The organism is Lentibacillus amyloliquefaciens (genome assembly GCF_001307805.1).
In the GTDB taxonomy this organism is placed as follows: Bacteria; Bacillota; Bacilli; order Bacillales; family Amphibacillaceae; genus Lentibacillus; species Lentibacillus amyloliquefaciens.
In genome coordinates, this window is the sequence record NZ_CP013862.1 from 3,146,825 (window position 1) to 3,161,611 (window position 14,787).

Here is a 14,787-nt window from a genome sequence, read left to right on the forward strand (position 1 = left end):
TTCAGTACATAGTGAAATTTTCCTATTCTTTTTTAAAAAATGGCAGTTATATGTTGAATTTTGTGGTAAAATATAATATTAGTAGCAGTGTGTTTACATACGTAAAGAGGAACGTATTTGATGACAGGGAGGATCTTGTGAATGTTTTCAAGGGACATAGGGATTGACCTTGGGACTGCCAATGTGTTGATCCATGTGAAAGGAAAAGGAATTGTTTTAAATGAACCGTCCGTTGTGGCCATGAACCGCAATACCGGCCGTGTACTTGAAGTCGGGGAAGAAGCGCGCCGCATGGTTGGACGTACCCCAGGCAATATCGAAGCGATCCGCCCGCTGAAAGATGGTGTGATTGCAGATTTTGATGTGACAGAAGCGATGCTGCGGCATTTTATAGATAAAATAAACGTAAAAGGCTTTTTTACGAAACCAACGATGCTGATTTGCTGTCCAACCAACATTACGAAAGTGGAGCAAAAAGCGATTAAAGAAGCTGCAGAGAAATCCGGCGGTAAAAAAGTATACTTGGAAGAGGAGCCGAAAGTGGCTGCTGTTGGCGCCGGCATGGAGATTTACCAGCCGAGCGGGAATATGATTGTTGATATCGGCGGCGGCACGACAGATGTGGCGGTCCTTTCCATGGGGAATATTGTGACAGCTGAAACTGTAAAAATGGCCGGTGACAAGTTCGACATCGAGATTCTTCAATATATTAAAAAAGAATATAAATTGCTGATTGGCGAGCGGACGGCTGAAGCAATCAAAATCAATGTTGCCACGGTCCGCGAAGGCTCGCGGCATGAGGAGATGGAAATCCGCGGCCGTGATATGGTCAGCGGTCTGCCGCGGACCATCACCATTGGATCTGAAGAAATTGGAAAAGCGCTCCGGGAGCCGGTTTCGATGATTGTTCAAGCTGCCAAACAAGTGCTTGAGAAGACACCGCCTGAGTTATCAGCTGATATCATTGACCGCGGTGTAATTTTGACTGGCGGCGGAGCTCTGGTTCACGGCATTGATGAGCTGCTTGGCGATGAATTGAAAGTGCCTGTATTGGTTGCAGAAGATCCAATGGACTGTGTCGCGAAAGGAACGGGCATTATGCTGGAAAATATCGATAAAGTTGAACGGAAAAAAATCGTCTAATTCAATTTAATGAAGCCTCCGTGCGAGTGAATTGTAACCAGAGATAAACAGCTAGAATTAGAGCAACAAATGGATGTAAGGAGAAACAAACCATGCCAACAGATGCGAAAGAAAAAACAGTAACCCGGGAGAGCGGGAAACAAGCAGAAGATCAAAAAAAGAAGCAGCAGCAGGAAGAGACAACAGACAAGGCAACCCGCAAAGAACAGAAGAAAAAGCGAAGAGAAGAAAAAAAGAAAAATAAGAAGCCCCGCCGGCGTATTTTTCCAATTTGGCTGCGAATTATCGTTGTTCTTCTGCTTGCGGCAATTGCGCTTGCACTCGGGTTGATTGTTGGTTATGGTGTCATCGGGGACGGTAACCCAATGGATGCCCTGGAGTGGGAAACATGGCAGCACATTATCGATATTGTTGTAAAAGAAGGTTGAACGACCCGTCACCGGATGTGGCGCGTTCTTAGCAGTGGTGATTGAAGTTTCGCTTTATATGGATAAACACATGTCCGGTGATATGCCGGGCATTTTTTGTTGGAATGCGAAAATTGTCTGAGCAAACCTGAACATCTGTTATAATGAGGTCAACTTACATACGCTAAAGGAGAGAGTTTTAATGGATATCGATCAAATTAAACAAACCATCCCGCACCGCTATCCGTTTTTGCTGGTGGACAAAGTGCTCGAAATGGAAGAAGGCCAGCGCGTTGTCGCCATCAAAAATGTTTCAGCAAATGAGCCATTTTTCCAAGGCCATTTTCCTGACTACCCTGTCATGCCCGGCGTATTGATTATTGAAGCATTGGCACAGACCGGTGCGATGGGCGTACTTGGCATTGAAGCGAACAAGGGCAAAATCGGATTTCTCGCGGGACTCGACAAATGCCGGTTTAAGCGCCAAGTGAAGCCGGGCGATCAACTGAGATTAGAAGTCGAAATCACCCGGGTGAAAGGCCCTGTCGGAATAGGTAAAGGCGTTGCAACAGTAGATGGCGAAGTAGTGTGCGAAGGTGAAATTACATTTGCAGTCCAATAGCGTTTATTTATTTAATCTCCGCGATAGCAGCGGGGATTTTTTAGGTTAAGGCTGTATTCTGAGCGGTTTCTCAAGTCCCTTTTTGAAGTTCGATTCGCTGCAAAAAGTCCCCGATGTGGCTTCTCAAGTCCTTTTTGGAGCTTTAGTCATCGAAAAAAGTCCCCGAGAAGGTTTCTCGAATCCTTTTTGGAGCTTTAGTCACCGTAAAAAGTCCTCGAGAAGGTTTCTCGAGTCCCCTTTGGAGCTTTAGTCACCATAAAAAGTCCCCGAGTGGCCACGATTTCCTGTTGAAATTTTAGAGACAAATTTTCATCTGGATGAGATTCGAATCTTTTATGATGAATATCATTTTATCATTCACAGGCGACAAAACTTTAATTGAAAAAAGACACATATACGGTTCGGGATATCTGCAAGCCCAATCCAAAATGCCATGGTAATATCAGGTGATTTTAAAAAAATGAGTATCGCATTGGATAAAATGGATAACCTAAGGGCGAAAGTGAACAACAAAGGAGGGACAATTAAAATGCAACGTAAATGGCCTTTCAAAATTGGCGCATCCATTTTGGCTTTGTCGCTGGTTGCTGCTTGCGGAACGGATAACCAGGAAGATCCGGCTGGTGAAGATGAAGCACCATTAAATCAGGAAGAAGATAATCCGGATATGAATGGTGATAATCAGGACGATCCGCAGCTTGAAAATGACGGCAATGGCACAAACGAAGGCGGAACGGATACCGAACAAGATGGCACTGGTGGTACCAATGAAGATGAGAATGACATGATGGACGAGGATAATAACAACAACAATAATAATGGCTGAGTGCTCATTTTAAAATCCCCTCAGAGAAAAGGGGATTTTTTCTGCTCTGCATCCATTCCATTTCTTGTGCTCACGTATCGGAAAGACATACATTCCGTTGAATGAAGTTTCACTTTATCTTCCTTTTTGAACACGCGCTAATAAATATGCCGTACTTTTTTTATCGCCATAAACAGCTGAAATTGAATATTTGAAACCCCATCAAATCACCGTTTTTAAAAATCAAAAAATTTTTACAAAATAAATAGATTATCTTTTGAAAACATAGTACAATAGTCTTAGAAAAAAACTAAAAAATGACAATAGACAACAAAATCAAACGATCAGGGGGAAACCTAATGGTAGGAGATTCAAATGCGGTTTATATTATCAGCAGAAAAACAAAAGCAATCATGACACAAGATTCACCGTATTATCGTTCGAGAATTTTAGAAATTGGACAGGAGCAGCAGTCTGTCCATAGTCCGGAGCAAATTATCGACCATTCATGTATTTTATACGGTGCCACGTTAAAGGGCAGAAGAGACTCGGCAAAAAAACGTTTGAAGTTGAATAACAAAGTGCCTGTCCCGGTGATACCTGAGGCATATGTTTATATGTTGCCGACTTGTTCTTCCAGAAGCAAAGAGAACGTATGGCTTTCGATTTGCCAGATCAAACAATTCGATCAGGAGGATAACGGGACTTATGTGACGTTTTACGATGGCACCGGTTTATATGTCAGCACTTCTGAATCATCGCTGGATATGCAATATAAACGGACAAGCGAGCTTATGCTCAAGCTGAATTGGCGGTGTTTCTTCGGTAACGACTTCTTTTTCCCTGAAGATTTTCGCTAGCTCTTTAAACAAATAATTTTCCTTGCTTTCCTCACCTGTCACCTGTAAAATGGAAAAATGACTGACTGGTTAGTATCGTTTTTAGCAGACAAAATTATTTATGGAACCAGGTGTTGAAATGAATACAAAAAAAATCAAATTAATTGAAGCCGGGATGAAATTATTTGCTGAAAAAGGCTATCACAGCACCTCTGTTGAAACAATTGCCACCAGTGCAGGTGTTTCCAAAGGTGCTTTCTATTTGCATTTTCAGTCCAAGAGTGATTTCCTGGCTACCGCTTTTGATTATTATCATCAGGAAATCACCAGCCGGATTCAAGCTGTCCAAAAAGAGAACCTGTCACCAAGAGAAAATTTTGCGAAACAGATTGAAACAATGACCGCGTACATATACCAGTACAAGGATTTTATTACGATGCACTTAAATCAAAATATTTCAATTGAAGCAGATACGGATAAAATCTTTCAGCAAATGAATGCGCAAAATTTTCACTGGCTGCATCAAAATATTAACAGCATATACGGCACTAAGGCGGAATATCATTACCCGGATATCATCATCCAGCTCGAAGGTTTGATGAACGGGTATTTTAAATGGATAATAATTGATGAAATTATGATTGACGGGAACCAATTAGGCTCCTATATCGTACGAAGGTTGGATGATGTTGTCAGCGGGCTCTTCGAACGAAACGAAACACCGCTGGTTACTGCAGATCATATTCCTGCTGTGTACACGAAAGAGACGCCTGTATCAGACGTTTTAACAGCCATGACGGAAAAAATTGATGCGCTCGCACTATCTGAAGATAAGAAAGGTGAACTGAACGCATTAATAGGAATCTTGTCGAATGAAACGGCAAAAGAACATCCACAAAAGGCAGTGATGCAAGGTCTTCTTGTCCATTTTCAGCGCATGTCTGAATTCGAAAAGGAATGCCGGGAACTCGCACGCCTTCTGGAGATGGATTTGCTTGAATAGGTAAGCCGAATCGGGTGCTTTAGGAACGTTGAGAATAGCATTTTGACGGGTTACAAACCATTACATAAACAAAAAGAGGAGTTTCAGCTATGCGAAAATTAATATTAACGGCAGCGGTAATTTTGCTGATTGGCATCCTTGCTGCATGCAATCAGGGAGAAGAGAACGATGAAGCACAGGAAGAACAGGAAACAGCAGTCGAAACGGCTGACGTCACAACGGGCGATCTTGTCATTGAAAAATCAATCTACGGGCGCACAGAGCCTAACAGTACAACGCCTGTTATGGCACCGGGTGCAGGGGAAGTGACCGAACTGGAAGTGGCAAACGGTGATACGGTGGACGAAGATGATCATTTGGCAACCATCCAGACCCCGGCAGGTAATCAGCGGGTTACGGCACAAGCATCAGGTGAAATTGCGAACTTAAACGTTGAAGAAAATGCCATGGCGAGTGATTCTGATCCGATGATGGTGATAGCGGATTTTGATTCCATGACGGTTAATCTGACTGTTTCTTCTGATACGCTTGATTTGCTTGAAGCAGGGGATACCTATCCTGTCGTCATCGAGAGAGAAGAATATGAAGCGGAAATCACGTCTGTCGGCACGATGCCGAATGATACCGGGCTTTATCCGGTTGAAGCGACCGTGGAAAATGGAGATGATGCGATTGTTTCCGGCATGGTTGCGGTTATGAACGTGCCGGAAAACCGGGTGAAGGATACGATAATCGTCCCAACTGAAGCAGTCGTTACACAGAGCGGTGAGACATTTGTTTATGTCGTGGAAGATAATCAAGCGATCCAAAAAACGATAACCGTTCAAGAGTCACAATCAGACGAAACAGCTGTTGAAGGTGACATCCAGGAGGGTGACCAAATTGTCGTTAATGGTCTTTTAACGTTGTCAGACGGTATGAATGTCAACGTGGCCGAAGAGGAGGATAATTCTTGAAACTCGTAAAAACATCTGTCAAACGGCCTGTTGGCGTCATCATGATTGTTCTGGCAATTATTGCCCTCGGGACCATATCCCTGCGTAACCTGAATGTCGATTTGTTTCCCGAAATTGACTTGCCGATTGCCGTTGTCGCAACATCCTATCAAGATGCGGCACCTGAAGAAGTCGAAAATTTAATCAGCCGGCCGATTGAGTCCTCGGTCAGTTCGGTCGAGGGGATTGAAACGGTTCAGTCCCAATCACAAGCAGGCTCCTCCCTTGTGATGATGATGTTCAATAATGGCACAGATCTTGACCAGGCATTGTTAAACGTGCGCGAAAGCATTGATCAGGTGAAAGGAATGCTGCCTGATGGTGCCGGCGACCCGAGCGTTTTAAGGTTTAACCCGGATCAGATGCCGCTCATGTGGGTCGGATTGACCGGCGATGAAGCAAGTAAACTGACTCAAGTGGCAGACGATCAAATTGTACCATTCTTTGAACGCCAAAGCGGTGTTGCTTCGGTTACCGTTGAAGGGGCAAAGAATCGGGAAATTCAAATTGTTCTTGATCAGGCAAAATTACAGCAGTACGGTGTAACATCTCAAACGATTACACAGGCATTAAATAATTCAAATCAGTCAGCTTCCGTCGGCGTCGTGGAAAAAGGCAACCAGGACCTGCAGCTCAGAGTGACCGGCGGCTTTGATTCGGTGGAGGATATAGAAGACACGCTTGTCCAGACACAATCAGGGGGCACGGTGCACATCGATGAGCTGGCAGAAGTAAACGATACACATGCGGAATCATCGGGTGACACACTTGTTAACGGTGAGCAGGCTGTTGTCTTATCGATTATGAAAAAAACGGATGCCAATACAGTCGAAGTGGCAAACAATATCAACGACAGCATGAAAGAAATGGAAGGAGATTTGCCCTCAGGCCTCAACACGGAAGTCATTATTGACACGTCTGAATATATAAACATGTCGATCAAATCAGTCGTACAGAATATCCTGATAGGCGGCATTATATCGTTTCTGATTTTGCTGTTATTCCTGAAAAGCATCCGGGCGACGATTGTTATCGGCCTGTCCATCCCGATCGCAATCATTTCAACATTTACACTGATGTATTTTACCGGTGAAACACTGAACGTTCTGACACTGGGCGGTCTGGCACTCGGCCTCGGGATGATGGTTGACAGTTCGATTGTCATACTCGAACATATTTATTCGTACCGACAGCGGGGTTATTCGCTGAAAGATTCCGCTATTAAAGGGGCATCAGAATTGACCCCGGCGGTTATTGCGTCAACGACGACGACATTGGTGGTCTTTTTACCGATGGTGTTTGTTGACGGCATCGCTTCAGACATGTTTACACCGCTTGCTATGACGGTATCATTTGCATTGATCGCTTCCCTGATTGCAGCGGTGACACTCGTTCCAATGCTCTCATCCAAACTGCTGGCAAAAGCAACAGAAGACAGCGGCAAACGTTATTGGTTCAATCGTTTCCTGAACCGGGTGAATAATGTCTACCGTGCCGTCCTCAAATGGGTTTTGGGACACCGGAAGACAACGGTGTTCGGCACGATTTTAATCATTGCAGGAAGTCTTGCTTCAATACCGATGATTGGCGCATCATTCATGCCGTCATCTGACCAGGGACAGCTTCAGGTCACTGTGGAAACACAGCCCGGCAGTTCACTTGAGCATACGCAGAATGTCGCAGAAGATGTGAACGAAAAGCTGACTGCCTATGATGACGTGATGGAGACGAATTATATGAATGTCGGCGGCGGTGGCGGTGGTGCTCCGGGAACCGGCGGCGCCAGCAATCAGGCTACCTATATGATGCAGCTGATTCCGGCCTCCGAGCGCACACAGTCAACAGATGATGTCGTTCAATCGATGAGTGAAGAGTTGGAATCTGTGCCGGGTGCCGAAATATCGGTGATGGCAACGGATAGTGCTGCCGGCATGGGGGACCCTGTTCAAATCAGTCTGACCGGTCCGGAGCATGAAGTACTGCGTGAGCTTTCAAATGAAGTCGTCAGTACAATCAGCGAGGTTGACGGTGTGCATAACGCCGCTTCATCAGCTGATGACGGTGCGCCGCAAATGCACATTCAAGTAGACTCGGAAAAAGCAGCTATGTATGGGCTCTCCGACCAGCAAATCACAAGCCAAATTCAGCTGCAATTTACCGGTCAGACCGCAGCTCAATACCGTGAAGACGGTAACGAAATGGATATTACGTTAATGTATCCTGAAGATGAACGCAGCACAATCAATGATTTGGAAAACGTAACAATTCAATCTGAAAGCGGAGCGGCGGTTCCTTTAACAACACTCGTTACATTGGAAGAAGTCGAGGGACCTGTCACCTTGCAGCGCGAAAATCAGCAGCCCCAGCTGAATGTGACTTCAGAAATCATCGGGCGTGATTTGGGCAGTGTGACAAATGATATCAGAGAGAAAATGGATAATATGGCCATGCCTGAAGAATACAGTTATGAAATCGGCGGCCAGGCAGAAGATATGGCAAGCTCATTTACGGATTTATCCATTGCGCTCGTGTTCTCGATCTTCCTGGTATACGCCGTCATGGCAGTCCAGTTTGAAAACTTCCTGTTCCCGCTTATTATCATGTTTTCACTGCCTGCAACCGTTGTTGGCGTATTGCTTGGGTTGCTTGTGACCGGCTTGCCGCTGAGTATTCCGGCATTTATCGGGGTTATCATGCTCGCGGGAATTGTGGTCAATAACTCAATTGTGCTTGTTGATTACATCAATATCCTGCGGCGTGACGAATATGGAAGAGACCGTTACGAAGCAATTCTTGAGGCAGGAACCAGTCGTCTCCGTCCGATTTTGATGACAACCTTGACGACGATTCTTGCTATGGTGCCATTAGGCCTTGCACTTGGTGAAGGCGCCGAAATGCAGCAACCACTGGCTATTACCATTATCTTTGGTCTGGCAATCTCAAGTCTCTTCACGCTGCTCTTAATCCCGGTCGTGTATACGCTCTTTGACGATTTAACCGCAAAAATTACACGCCGCCGGAAAAAAGCATAGATTGGAAGATGAGCTCCCTGTTCCGGCAGGGAGCTTTATTTGCGTTGAAGATGGCTGAGTTGATTGGATGCTGGGATTGGAGTTGGGCTCGGGTTTGGGCTCGGCACGCTCGGCGGAATTGCTGATTCGCGCGGTGTGCGGGGATTTTCGCGCGGTCAACGGTCGATTTCGCGCAGTCCTCACGCTATTTCGCGCGGTCTCAGTGGAATATCGCGCAGTCCCCGCAGAATATCGCGCGACGCCAACGTTATTTCGCGCGGCTTCCGTAGACACACGCCCCACCCTAAAATTCACTCGTTAGTTTCATTCCCATTCATTTAAATTATTTGAAAAGTTGATTTTCGGCAGTGGCCGAAAATCGCCCCTTATGCTATAGTTATTTTACCCTCTCAAAATTGAATAAAGGAGTTATCTATGAAAATCAAACACCGCACCAAACCCCTGCCGCTCCAGAAATATGACGCCATCATCCCGCGTCTTTCCCCGAACTTTCCGAAGCTTCCTGAGATGAAAGAAGACGCAGGAAAGCAAGGGAGAGGCCACTCAGGTGAATTAAAGGTTGATTATCACCTGGAAACGTTAGCCAGTCAATACACCATTCTTGATAATGTCTATCTTAAAAATAACGGGAAAAATTTCCAAATGGATACGCATGTCATTGCTAATCATGGGATCTTCATTGTTGAATCAAAAAATTATTTCGGCACCATTATATTTGATACCATCCTCGGTCAACTGATTCGCGATGACGGGCAAGTTGAAGCAGGATTCGAATACCCCATAACCCAGGTTGAAAATCAACAATTTCATCTTCAAAATTGGCTTAAGCGAAATCACCTTTCCCACGTACCCGTTTATTATTTTGTCGCGATAGCTGAACCTGCCACCATCATTAAGGTGGACGGCAACCGGGAGACAATCGCGGAAAATGTCGCACACGCCGCACGCATCCCTAAAATGATATTGGAAAAAGATCGACAGTTGGCTCAATTAGGCTATCCCAATCTCCAGGACTATAAGATTGGAAAAACAATTTTGCGCGCGTGTGGTGAATTTGACATCGATATCATGCAAAAGTATGGGATTACGCGCCGTGATCTACTGCCAGGGGTTTTTTGTCCCAACTGTGGTGTGCGCGGCATGAAGCGTCTTCACGGTGCATGGGTATGCCGAAAATGCCGCTTTAAAAGCTACCGCGCGCACTTAAAGGACCTATTCGATTATTTATTACTCAATGGCTCCATATCAAATAAAGAATGCATGTGGCTGTTAGGACTGCCATCCCGAAGCACCGCCACAAGAATTTTGCAAAACAGCGGATTGGTTTATTTGCAAAAGTATAAGTGTTGGGTTAACAAAAGAAGGGGGCCATTAGAAAGGTGAAAGGCTCTTGAAGCAATGGCACGCCCGGGTGAAGTAGTCAATCGTGCAATGTTGGCTGAATTCGCGCGGTGTGCGGGTGATTTCGCGCGGTCTCAGTGGAATTTCGCGCGACGCCAACGTTATTTCGCGCGGTTATCCGTCGATATCGCGCAGTCCCCATGTGATTTCGCGCGAGCCATCTATCGTGCACAGTCAAAATTAAAGTGATTTTCGGTAGCAGCCGAAAATCTTCCCTCTCAGATTTGTGTATTAGTTGTCAGGTTTTAAAATATGCTATGATGAATGAAGCAATACTGAATGGAGGTCAAATGATGTCGCTTTCCAGAATTATGAAATGGGTCACTGGCGGGAGCGAGGCGTTTCTCGGCATTCCGCTCATCGGCGGTTCTTTTATCCTGAGCACAAGCTGGGGCGCCCTGCTCGTCATGTTTATTTTGCATACCGTTACATTATTTATCGCGCGCAATGAAAAGGGGAATATAACAGGCAGTATACTTGGCATGGTCACGTCGTTTATCGGGGTCATCCCGGTTGTCGGTATGATTATGCATATTATTACGGCTATTGTATTATTGATCGATGCTGCAACCAACAAACATTAATCCGTCCTTAAGAGGCGGCATCTTTCCGGCTTATTTTTTTCATAAGCTGGTTTGCCACCTCTGAAAACATCAGGCCAATAGCAATCGCACCGGCGAGCAGCATTACTTTTGCCGAAAGCTGCACAGCCGTATAATAATCATTTTCCACAAAATGCCGCATCGCATCATAGGCAACGCCACCCGGTACAAGAGGGATAATGCCGGAAACACTGATGACGATGACCGGCATTTTAAATAGTTTGGCGCAAAATTGACTGAGAACCCCTGCCAATATGGCACCGAATATCGTTGCCGGCACAACATCCATGCCGTTCTGTGACAGCATATAATATAAAATCCACCCGGCCATGCCCACCGTACCGCATTGAATGAGCGCCCTTCTTGGTACATTGAAAATGACTCCGAATCCGGCGGCCGCAATGAAGCTTGTCATTAGCTGAGCAGTAATCATAAAAATATCTCCTCTGAAAAAATAATCCACACAAGTGCACGTTCGTTAAACAGTACGCCATTTAGAATGCAAAAACCACCGCTACACCGGCGCCGATTGCAAAGGCAGTTAAGATTGATTCGACACCTTTGGAGACGCCTGCAACCAGATGCCCTGCAAGCAAATCACGGACAGCATTGGTGATGTGCAGCCCTGGAACGAGCGGCATTACCGCTCCGGTGATAACCTTGTCCAAATTATCACCAAAACCAACTGCCAGAAAAATCATGGCAAACAATCCAATAAAAAATGAAGCAATAAAATGTGCGATGAAGCTGACCTCAATCAATTTTGCCGCACCGAGCATGACAGCATAACCGACCCCTCCGGAAATAAGCGCCGGTAGGAAATCGGGCCACACACCCCCGAACATGAACGAAAAACTTCCGCTCACTAAGGCGGCAGCGATGATCTGAATCAAATAAGGGAACGTCATTTTAGCCTTTGCAACAGCACGCAAACTTTCAAGTGCCTCTTGGATGGTAAGGTTGCCGGCGGTTATATCACGCGAAACCCGATTGACTTCATCGATTTTTTGCAAATCAGTCGCTCTGTTTTGGATACGTATGAACTTTGTAACCTCAGCGAAGTTAGCCGAAAAATTAATTCCGGTCGGTGTTGCATAGCTATGCACATCTTCCAGCCCGAAAGCTGATGCGATACGATTCATGGTATCCTCTACACGATACGTTTCCGCGCCGCTTTCAAGCATGATTTTCCCGGCCATCATAGAGACATTGGCAATCAACTCCCGGTCCATCGACTGCACCACCTTTCTGTTCATATTATAATGTTTCACGGCTTATTTGGAAAGGTGAACCGTTTGGCAGGTTCATCGCAATAAAAAAGCGGCATCACTGAAATGCCACTTAATGCTTCTTCGTATCGATTGCAGGCAGTTAACCTATCTTTGTGGGAGAGCTTTTCGGGGGAGAGCGGACGGCACTCGAGTGGGGGACCCACTCGTGCGGAAGCGAGGTCAACTCGCGCGAGAACAGCCGAAACTCGAGCGAGAACGGCCACAACTCGTGCGACAACCCGACCACCTGCACATCAGAGGCTCTCAGGCTCAGACATCCCCGCACCCCCTAACATTTCAATTCTGCTCGTACAAAATCGTCTGTGCGATGCCTATAAAATATTCCGATTCATCAATAATGTGATTAATCACGACTTTGGCAGTCTGGTTGCCCGAAACAGCAGAGCTCTCGTTTTTGACCTGTCTGCAAAATTGAATAAAAGCGACCGACTCCTGCAAATAGAATGATACGAGATCGAGCACTTTCTGATAGAGCGCGGGCGAAATGGTGTTATGGCTCCTGATGACCGACTCGATGAACCGTTTGACATGCTGGTGTGATTGATTAAGTTCCTCCTCCCATCGCTTCAGAGCTTCAACGTACTTATCCTCCAGATTTGTGACCAATTCCCGCATGACCACTGTATGCTCGGCTTCCTGCTCCTTCCAGAATTCCGCTTCATCAAGCACCCGAAGTGGCATTTGACTGCCGTAATAAAATTGCATGATTTCATCCTCCTGTTATCCAAACGTTTGTCCAATAATATTTATGACGTTAACAGTTTGTTTATGATGGAATTAATCAGAGCTGCAACTGATATTAATGAAATAACATATTGACAAATAAAAACGCGCTATTATAATAGTGAGTAATCACTCACATTACATTAATCCAAATATCGATTGGAGGGCTGCACATGTCCGATGTTGTCAAACTGGAAAACATTCAGCACAGCTACAATAAGAAAGCGGTGTTGAAGAATATCGATCTCGCTATTCCGGAAGGGCAGTTGTTTGGGCTGCTTGGGCCATCGGGTTCAGGCAAAACAACGCTCGTTAAAATTATTATCGGTCTTCTGACACCCGAGAGCGGAACCGTTAAAATTGAAGACGAGCAGATGCCGTCATTCAAGCTAATGGAGAAAATTGGTTATATGGCCCAGTCTGACGCACTGTACAATGAACTCACAGCCAGGGAGAATATGCAATTTTTCGCGACACTTTATAAAATTCCTAAAAGACATCAAAAAGAACGGATTACCGAAGCTGCCGAACTGGTCAACTTATCTGAGGTTTTGGATCAGACGCTTGATACATTTTCCGGTGGCATGAAGCGGCGTATGTCACTGGCGATTGCCTTGCTTCATCAGCCCAGGCTATTGATTCTGGATGAGCCGACGGTCGGAATTGATCCTGTCCTCCGTGCTTCGATCTGGGAAGCATTCCGCAAAATGCAGCAAACGGGCACAACGATTATTATCACCACTCATGTCATGGATGAAGCGGAAAAATGCGATAATCTTGCTCTTTTAAGGGACGGTTATCTCATCGCTCAGGGCAGCCCGGCGGATTTACGTGCGAAAAGCGGTACGGAGACCCTTGAGGCAGCATTTTTACAGTTTGGAGGTGCCGGCTATGCGCATTCAGGCAATCATTAAACGAGTCATCCGGCAGTTTTTACGCGATAAACGCAGCATCGCCCTCATGATGGTCGCGCCGCTCTTGGTGATGACGCTATTGTGGATCGTCCTCGATATGGAAGATTATGTTCCGACAATAGCTGTCACAGATGCGCCGCAACCAATGCAAGAAGCTTTGGAGGAGCAGGATGCCTCGATCCTGGAGAGCGATGCGGCTCGCGGTAAAATAGCGCTTGAGAACGAGAATGCCGATGCGCATCTGTTATTCGACAACAACCGGTCCGAATTGACCATGGAAGGCAGCAATCCGACCGCAACTTCAGCTGTACAGAATGTCATCAGCAGTGCCGTCAAACAGCTTAATCCGAATGCACCTGATCTGAATGTATCTTTTCTACACGGGTCATCCGACTTAAACTTGTTCGATAATACCGGTTCTGTCTTAATTGGCTTTTTTGTCTTCTTTTTCGTCTTTATCATTGGCGGCGTGTCTTTCTTGCGGGAACGCACCCAAGGGACATTGGAACGCATGATGGCAACGCCACTCAGGCGCTGGGAGATTGTTGCCGGCTATCTGCTCGGATTCGGTATTTTTATTATCATCCAATCAATCATCATCGCGGCGTATTCCATCTATGTGCTCGATATTTATATGGCGGGATCGTTCCTGTCAGTACTTGTGATTACATTCCTTATGGCCATCACGGCTTTAAGCCTTGGCACATTGCTATCGGCGTACGCCAAAAACGAATTCCAGATGATTCAATTCATCCCGGTTGTCATCGTCCCGCAAGTCTTTTTCTCCGGCGTTTTTCCGATTGAATCGGTCGAATGGATTAATGCGATTGGAAAAATTATGCCTCTGACGTATGGGGCGGACGCTTTGAAAGCTATCATGATAAGGGGTGAAGGCTTGAATGTGGTCACTGTGGATATTGCCGTATTGATTGGTTTTTCGATAGGTTTTATCATACTGAATATCATGGCATTGAAGCGTCACCGTACACTTTGAAAACTCAGGAGGGAC

Annotated in this window: 15 protein-coding genes; 12 read left to right on the forward strand and 3 right to left on the reverse strand. The window is 45.7% G+C overall.

The genetic code is table 11. The features are described 5' to 3' along the window. Positions 1 to 141: 141 nt before the first annotated feature. The 10 genes from mreB to AOX59_RS15870 all read left to right on the forward strand — a co-directional run bounded on the left by mreB (position 142) and on the right by AOX59_RS15870 (position 10,831). Positions 142 to 1,143: a rod shape-determining protein gene (gene mreB, locus AOX59_RS15825; RefSeq protein WP_068446868.1), complete on the forward strand. Its 1,002-nt coding sequence runs from the start codon at positions 142 to 144 to the stop codon at positions 1,141 to 1,143. 92 nt (positions 1,144 to 1,235) lie between these two features. After that, entirely contained in the window at positions 1,236 to 1,571 is a 336-nt protein-coding gene (locus AOX59_RS15830; protein WP_068446870.1) for a DNA-directed RNA polymerase subunit beta, read from the forward strand. Positions 1,572 to 1,752: 181 nt separating this feature from the next. After that, the gene (gene fabZ / locus AOX59_RS15835; RefSeq protein ID WP_068446872.1) at positions 1,753 to 2,172 is read left to right on the forward strand and encodes a 3-hydroxyacyl-ACP dehydratase FabZ; all 420 of its coding nucleotides are present in this window, start codon (positions 1,753 to 1,755) and stop codon (positions 2,170 to 2,172) included. Between the two features lie 529 nt (positions 2,173 to 2,701). Then, positions 2,702 to 2,998 (forward strand): hypothetical protein, encoded by a 297-nt coding sequence (locus AOX59_RS15840; protein ID WP_156418730.1) that lies wholly within the window; start codon positions 2,702 to 2,704, stop codon positions 2,996 to 2,998. Between the two features lie 338 nt (positions 2,999 to 3,336). After that, entirely contained in the window at positions 3,337 to 3,837 is a 501-nt protein-coding gene (locus AOX59_RS15845; protein WP_068446876.1) for a competence protein ComK, read from the forward strand. A gap of 100 nt (positions 3,838 to 3,937) precedes the next feature. Then, positions 3,938 to 4,819 (forward strand): TetR/AcrR family transcriptional regulator, encoded by an 882-nt coding sequence (locus AOX59_RS15850; protein WP_068446878.1) that lies wholly within the window; start codon positions 3,938 to 3,940, stop codon positions 4,817 to 4,819. An 89-nt stretch (positions 4,820 to 4,908) separates the two neighbouring features. Further along, on the forward strand, positions 4,909 to 5,775 hold the full coding sequence (locus tag AOX59_RS15855; RefSeq protein ID WP_068446879.1) for an efflux RND transporter periplasmic adaptor subunit: 867 nt from the start codon (positions 4,909 to 4,911) through the stop codon (positions 5,773 to 5,775). Then, on the forward strand, positions 5,772 to 8,846 hold the full coding sequence (locus AOX59_RS15860) for an efflux RND transporter permease subunit (RefSeq protein WP_068446881.1): 3,075 nt from the start codon (positions 5,772 to 5,774) through the stop codon (positions 8,844 to 8,846). Before AOX59_RS15855 ends, AOX59_RS15860 begins: the two co-directional genes overlap by 4 nt. A 414-nt stretch (positions 8,847 to 9,260) precedes the next feature. Next, positions 9,261 to 10,229, forward strand: a complete 969-nt coding sequence (locus AOX59_RS15865) for an NERD domain-containing protein (RefSeq protein ID WP_068446883.1) — start codon at positions 9,261 to 9,263, stop codon at positions 10,227 to 10,229. Positions 10,230 to 10,540: 311 nt separating this feature from the next. Beyond that, the gene (locus AOX59_RS15870; RefSeq protein WP_068446885.1) at positions 10,541 to 10,831 is read left to right on the forward strand and encodes a hypothetical protein; all 291 of its coding nucleotides are present in this window, start codon (positions 10,541 to 10,543) and stop codon (positions 10,829 to 10,831) included. Positions 10,832 to 10,838: 7 nt separating this feature from the next. On the opposite strand, the gene AOX59_RS15875 is transcribed toward AOX59_RS15870, so the two are convergent. From AOX59_RS15875 to AOX59_RS15885, 3 genes are all read right to left on the reverse strand, one after another. Further along, a complete protein-coding gene (locus tag AOX59_RS15875; RefSeq protein ID WP_068446887.1) occupies positions 10,839 to 11,282 on the reverse strand; it encodes a threonine/serine exporter family protein in 444 nt (147 codons plus the stop codon). Between the two features lie 61 nt (positions 11,283 to 11,343). Then, a complete protein-coding gene (locus tag AOX59_RS15880; RefSeq protein WP_068446889.1) occupies positions 11,344 to 12,081 on the reverse strand; it encodes a threonine/serine exporter family protein in 738 nt (245 codons plus the stop codon). Positions 12,082 to 12,417: 336 nt separating this feature from the next. After that, positions 12,418 to 12,846, reverse strand: a complete 429-nt coding sequence (locus AOX59_RS15885) for a DUF2935 domain-containing protein (RefSeq protein ID WP_068446890.1) — start codon at positions 12,844 to 12,846, stop codon at positions 12,418 to 12,420. Between the two features lie 191 nt (positions 12,847 to 13,037). On the opposite strand from AOX59_RS15885, the gene ccmA reads away from it, so the two are divergent. Then, positions 13,038 to 13,778 carry a heme ABC exporter ATP-binding protein CcmA gene (ccmA, locus tag AOX59_RS15890; protein WP_068446892.1) on the forward strand — a complete coding sequence of 247 codons (741 nt, stop codon included), beginning with the start codon at positions 13,038 to 13,040 and terminating at the stop codon, positions 13,776 to 13,778. Further along, the gene (locus AOX59_RS15895; protein ID WP_068446894.1) at positions 13,756 to 14,772 is read left to right on the forward strand and encodes an ABC transporter permease; all 1,017 of its coding nucleotides are present in this window, start codon (positions 13,756 to 13,758) and stop codon (positions 14,770 to 14,772) included. The genes ccmA and AOX59_RS15895 overlap by 23 nt, the downstream gene beginning before the upstream one ends. Positions 14,773 to 14,787 lie beyond the last annotated feature (15 nt).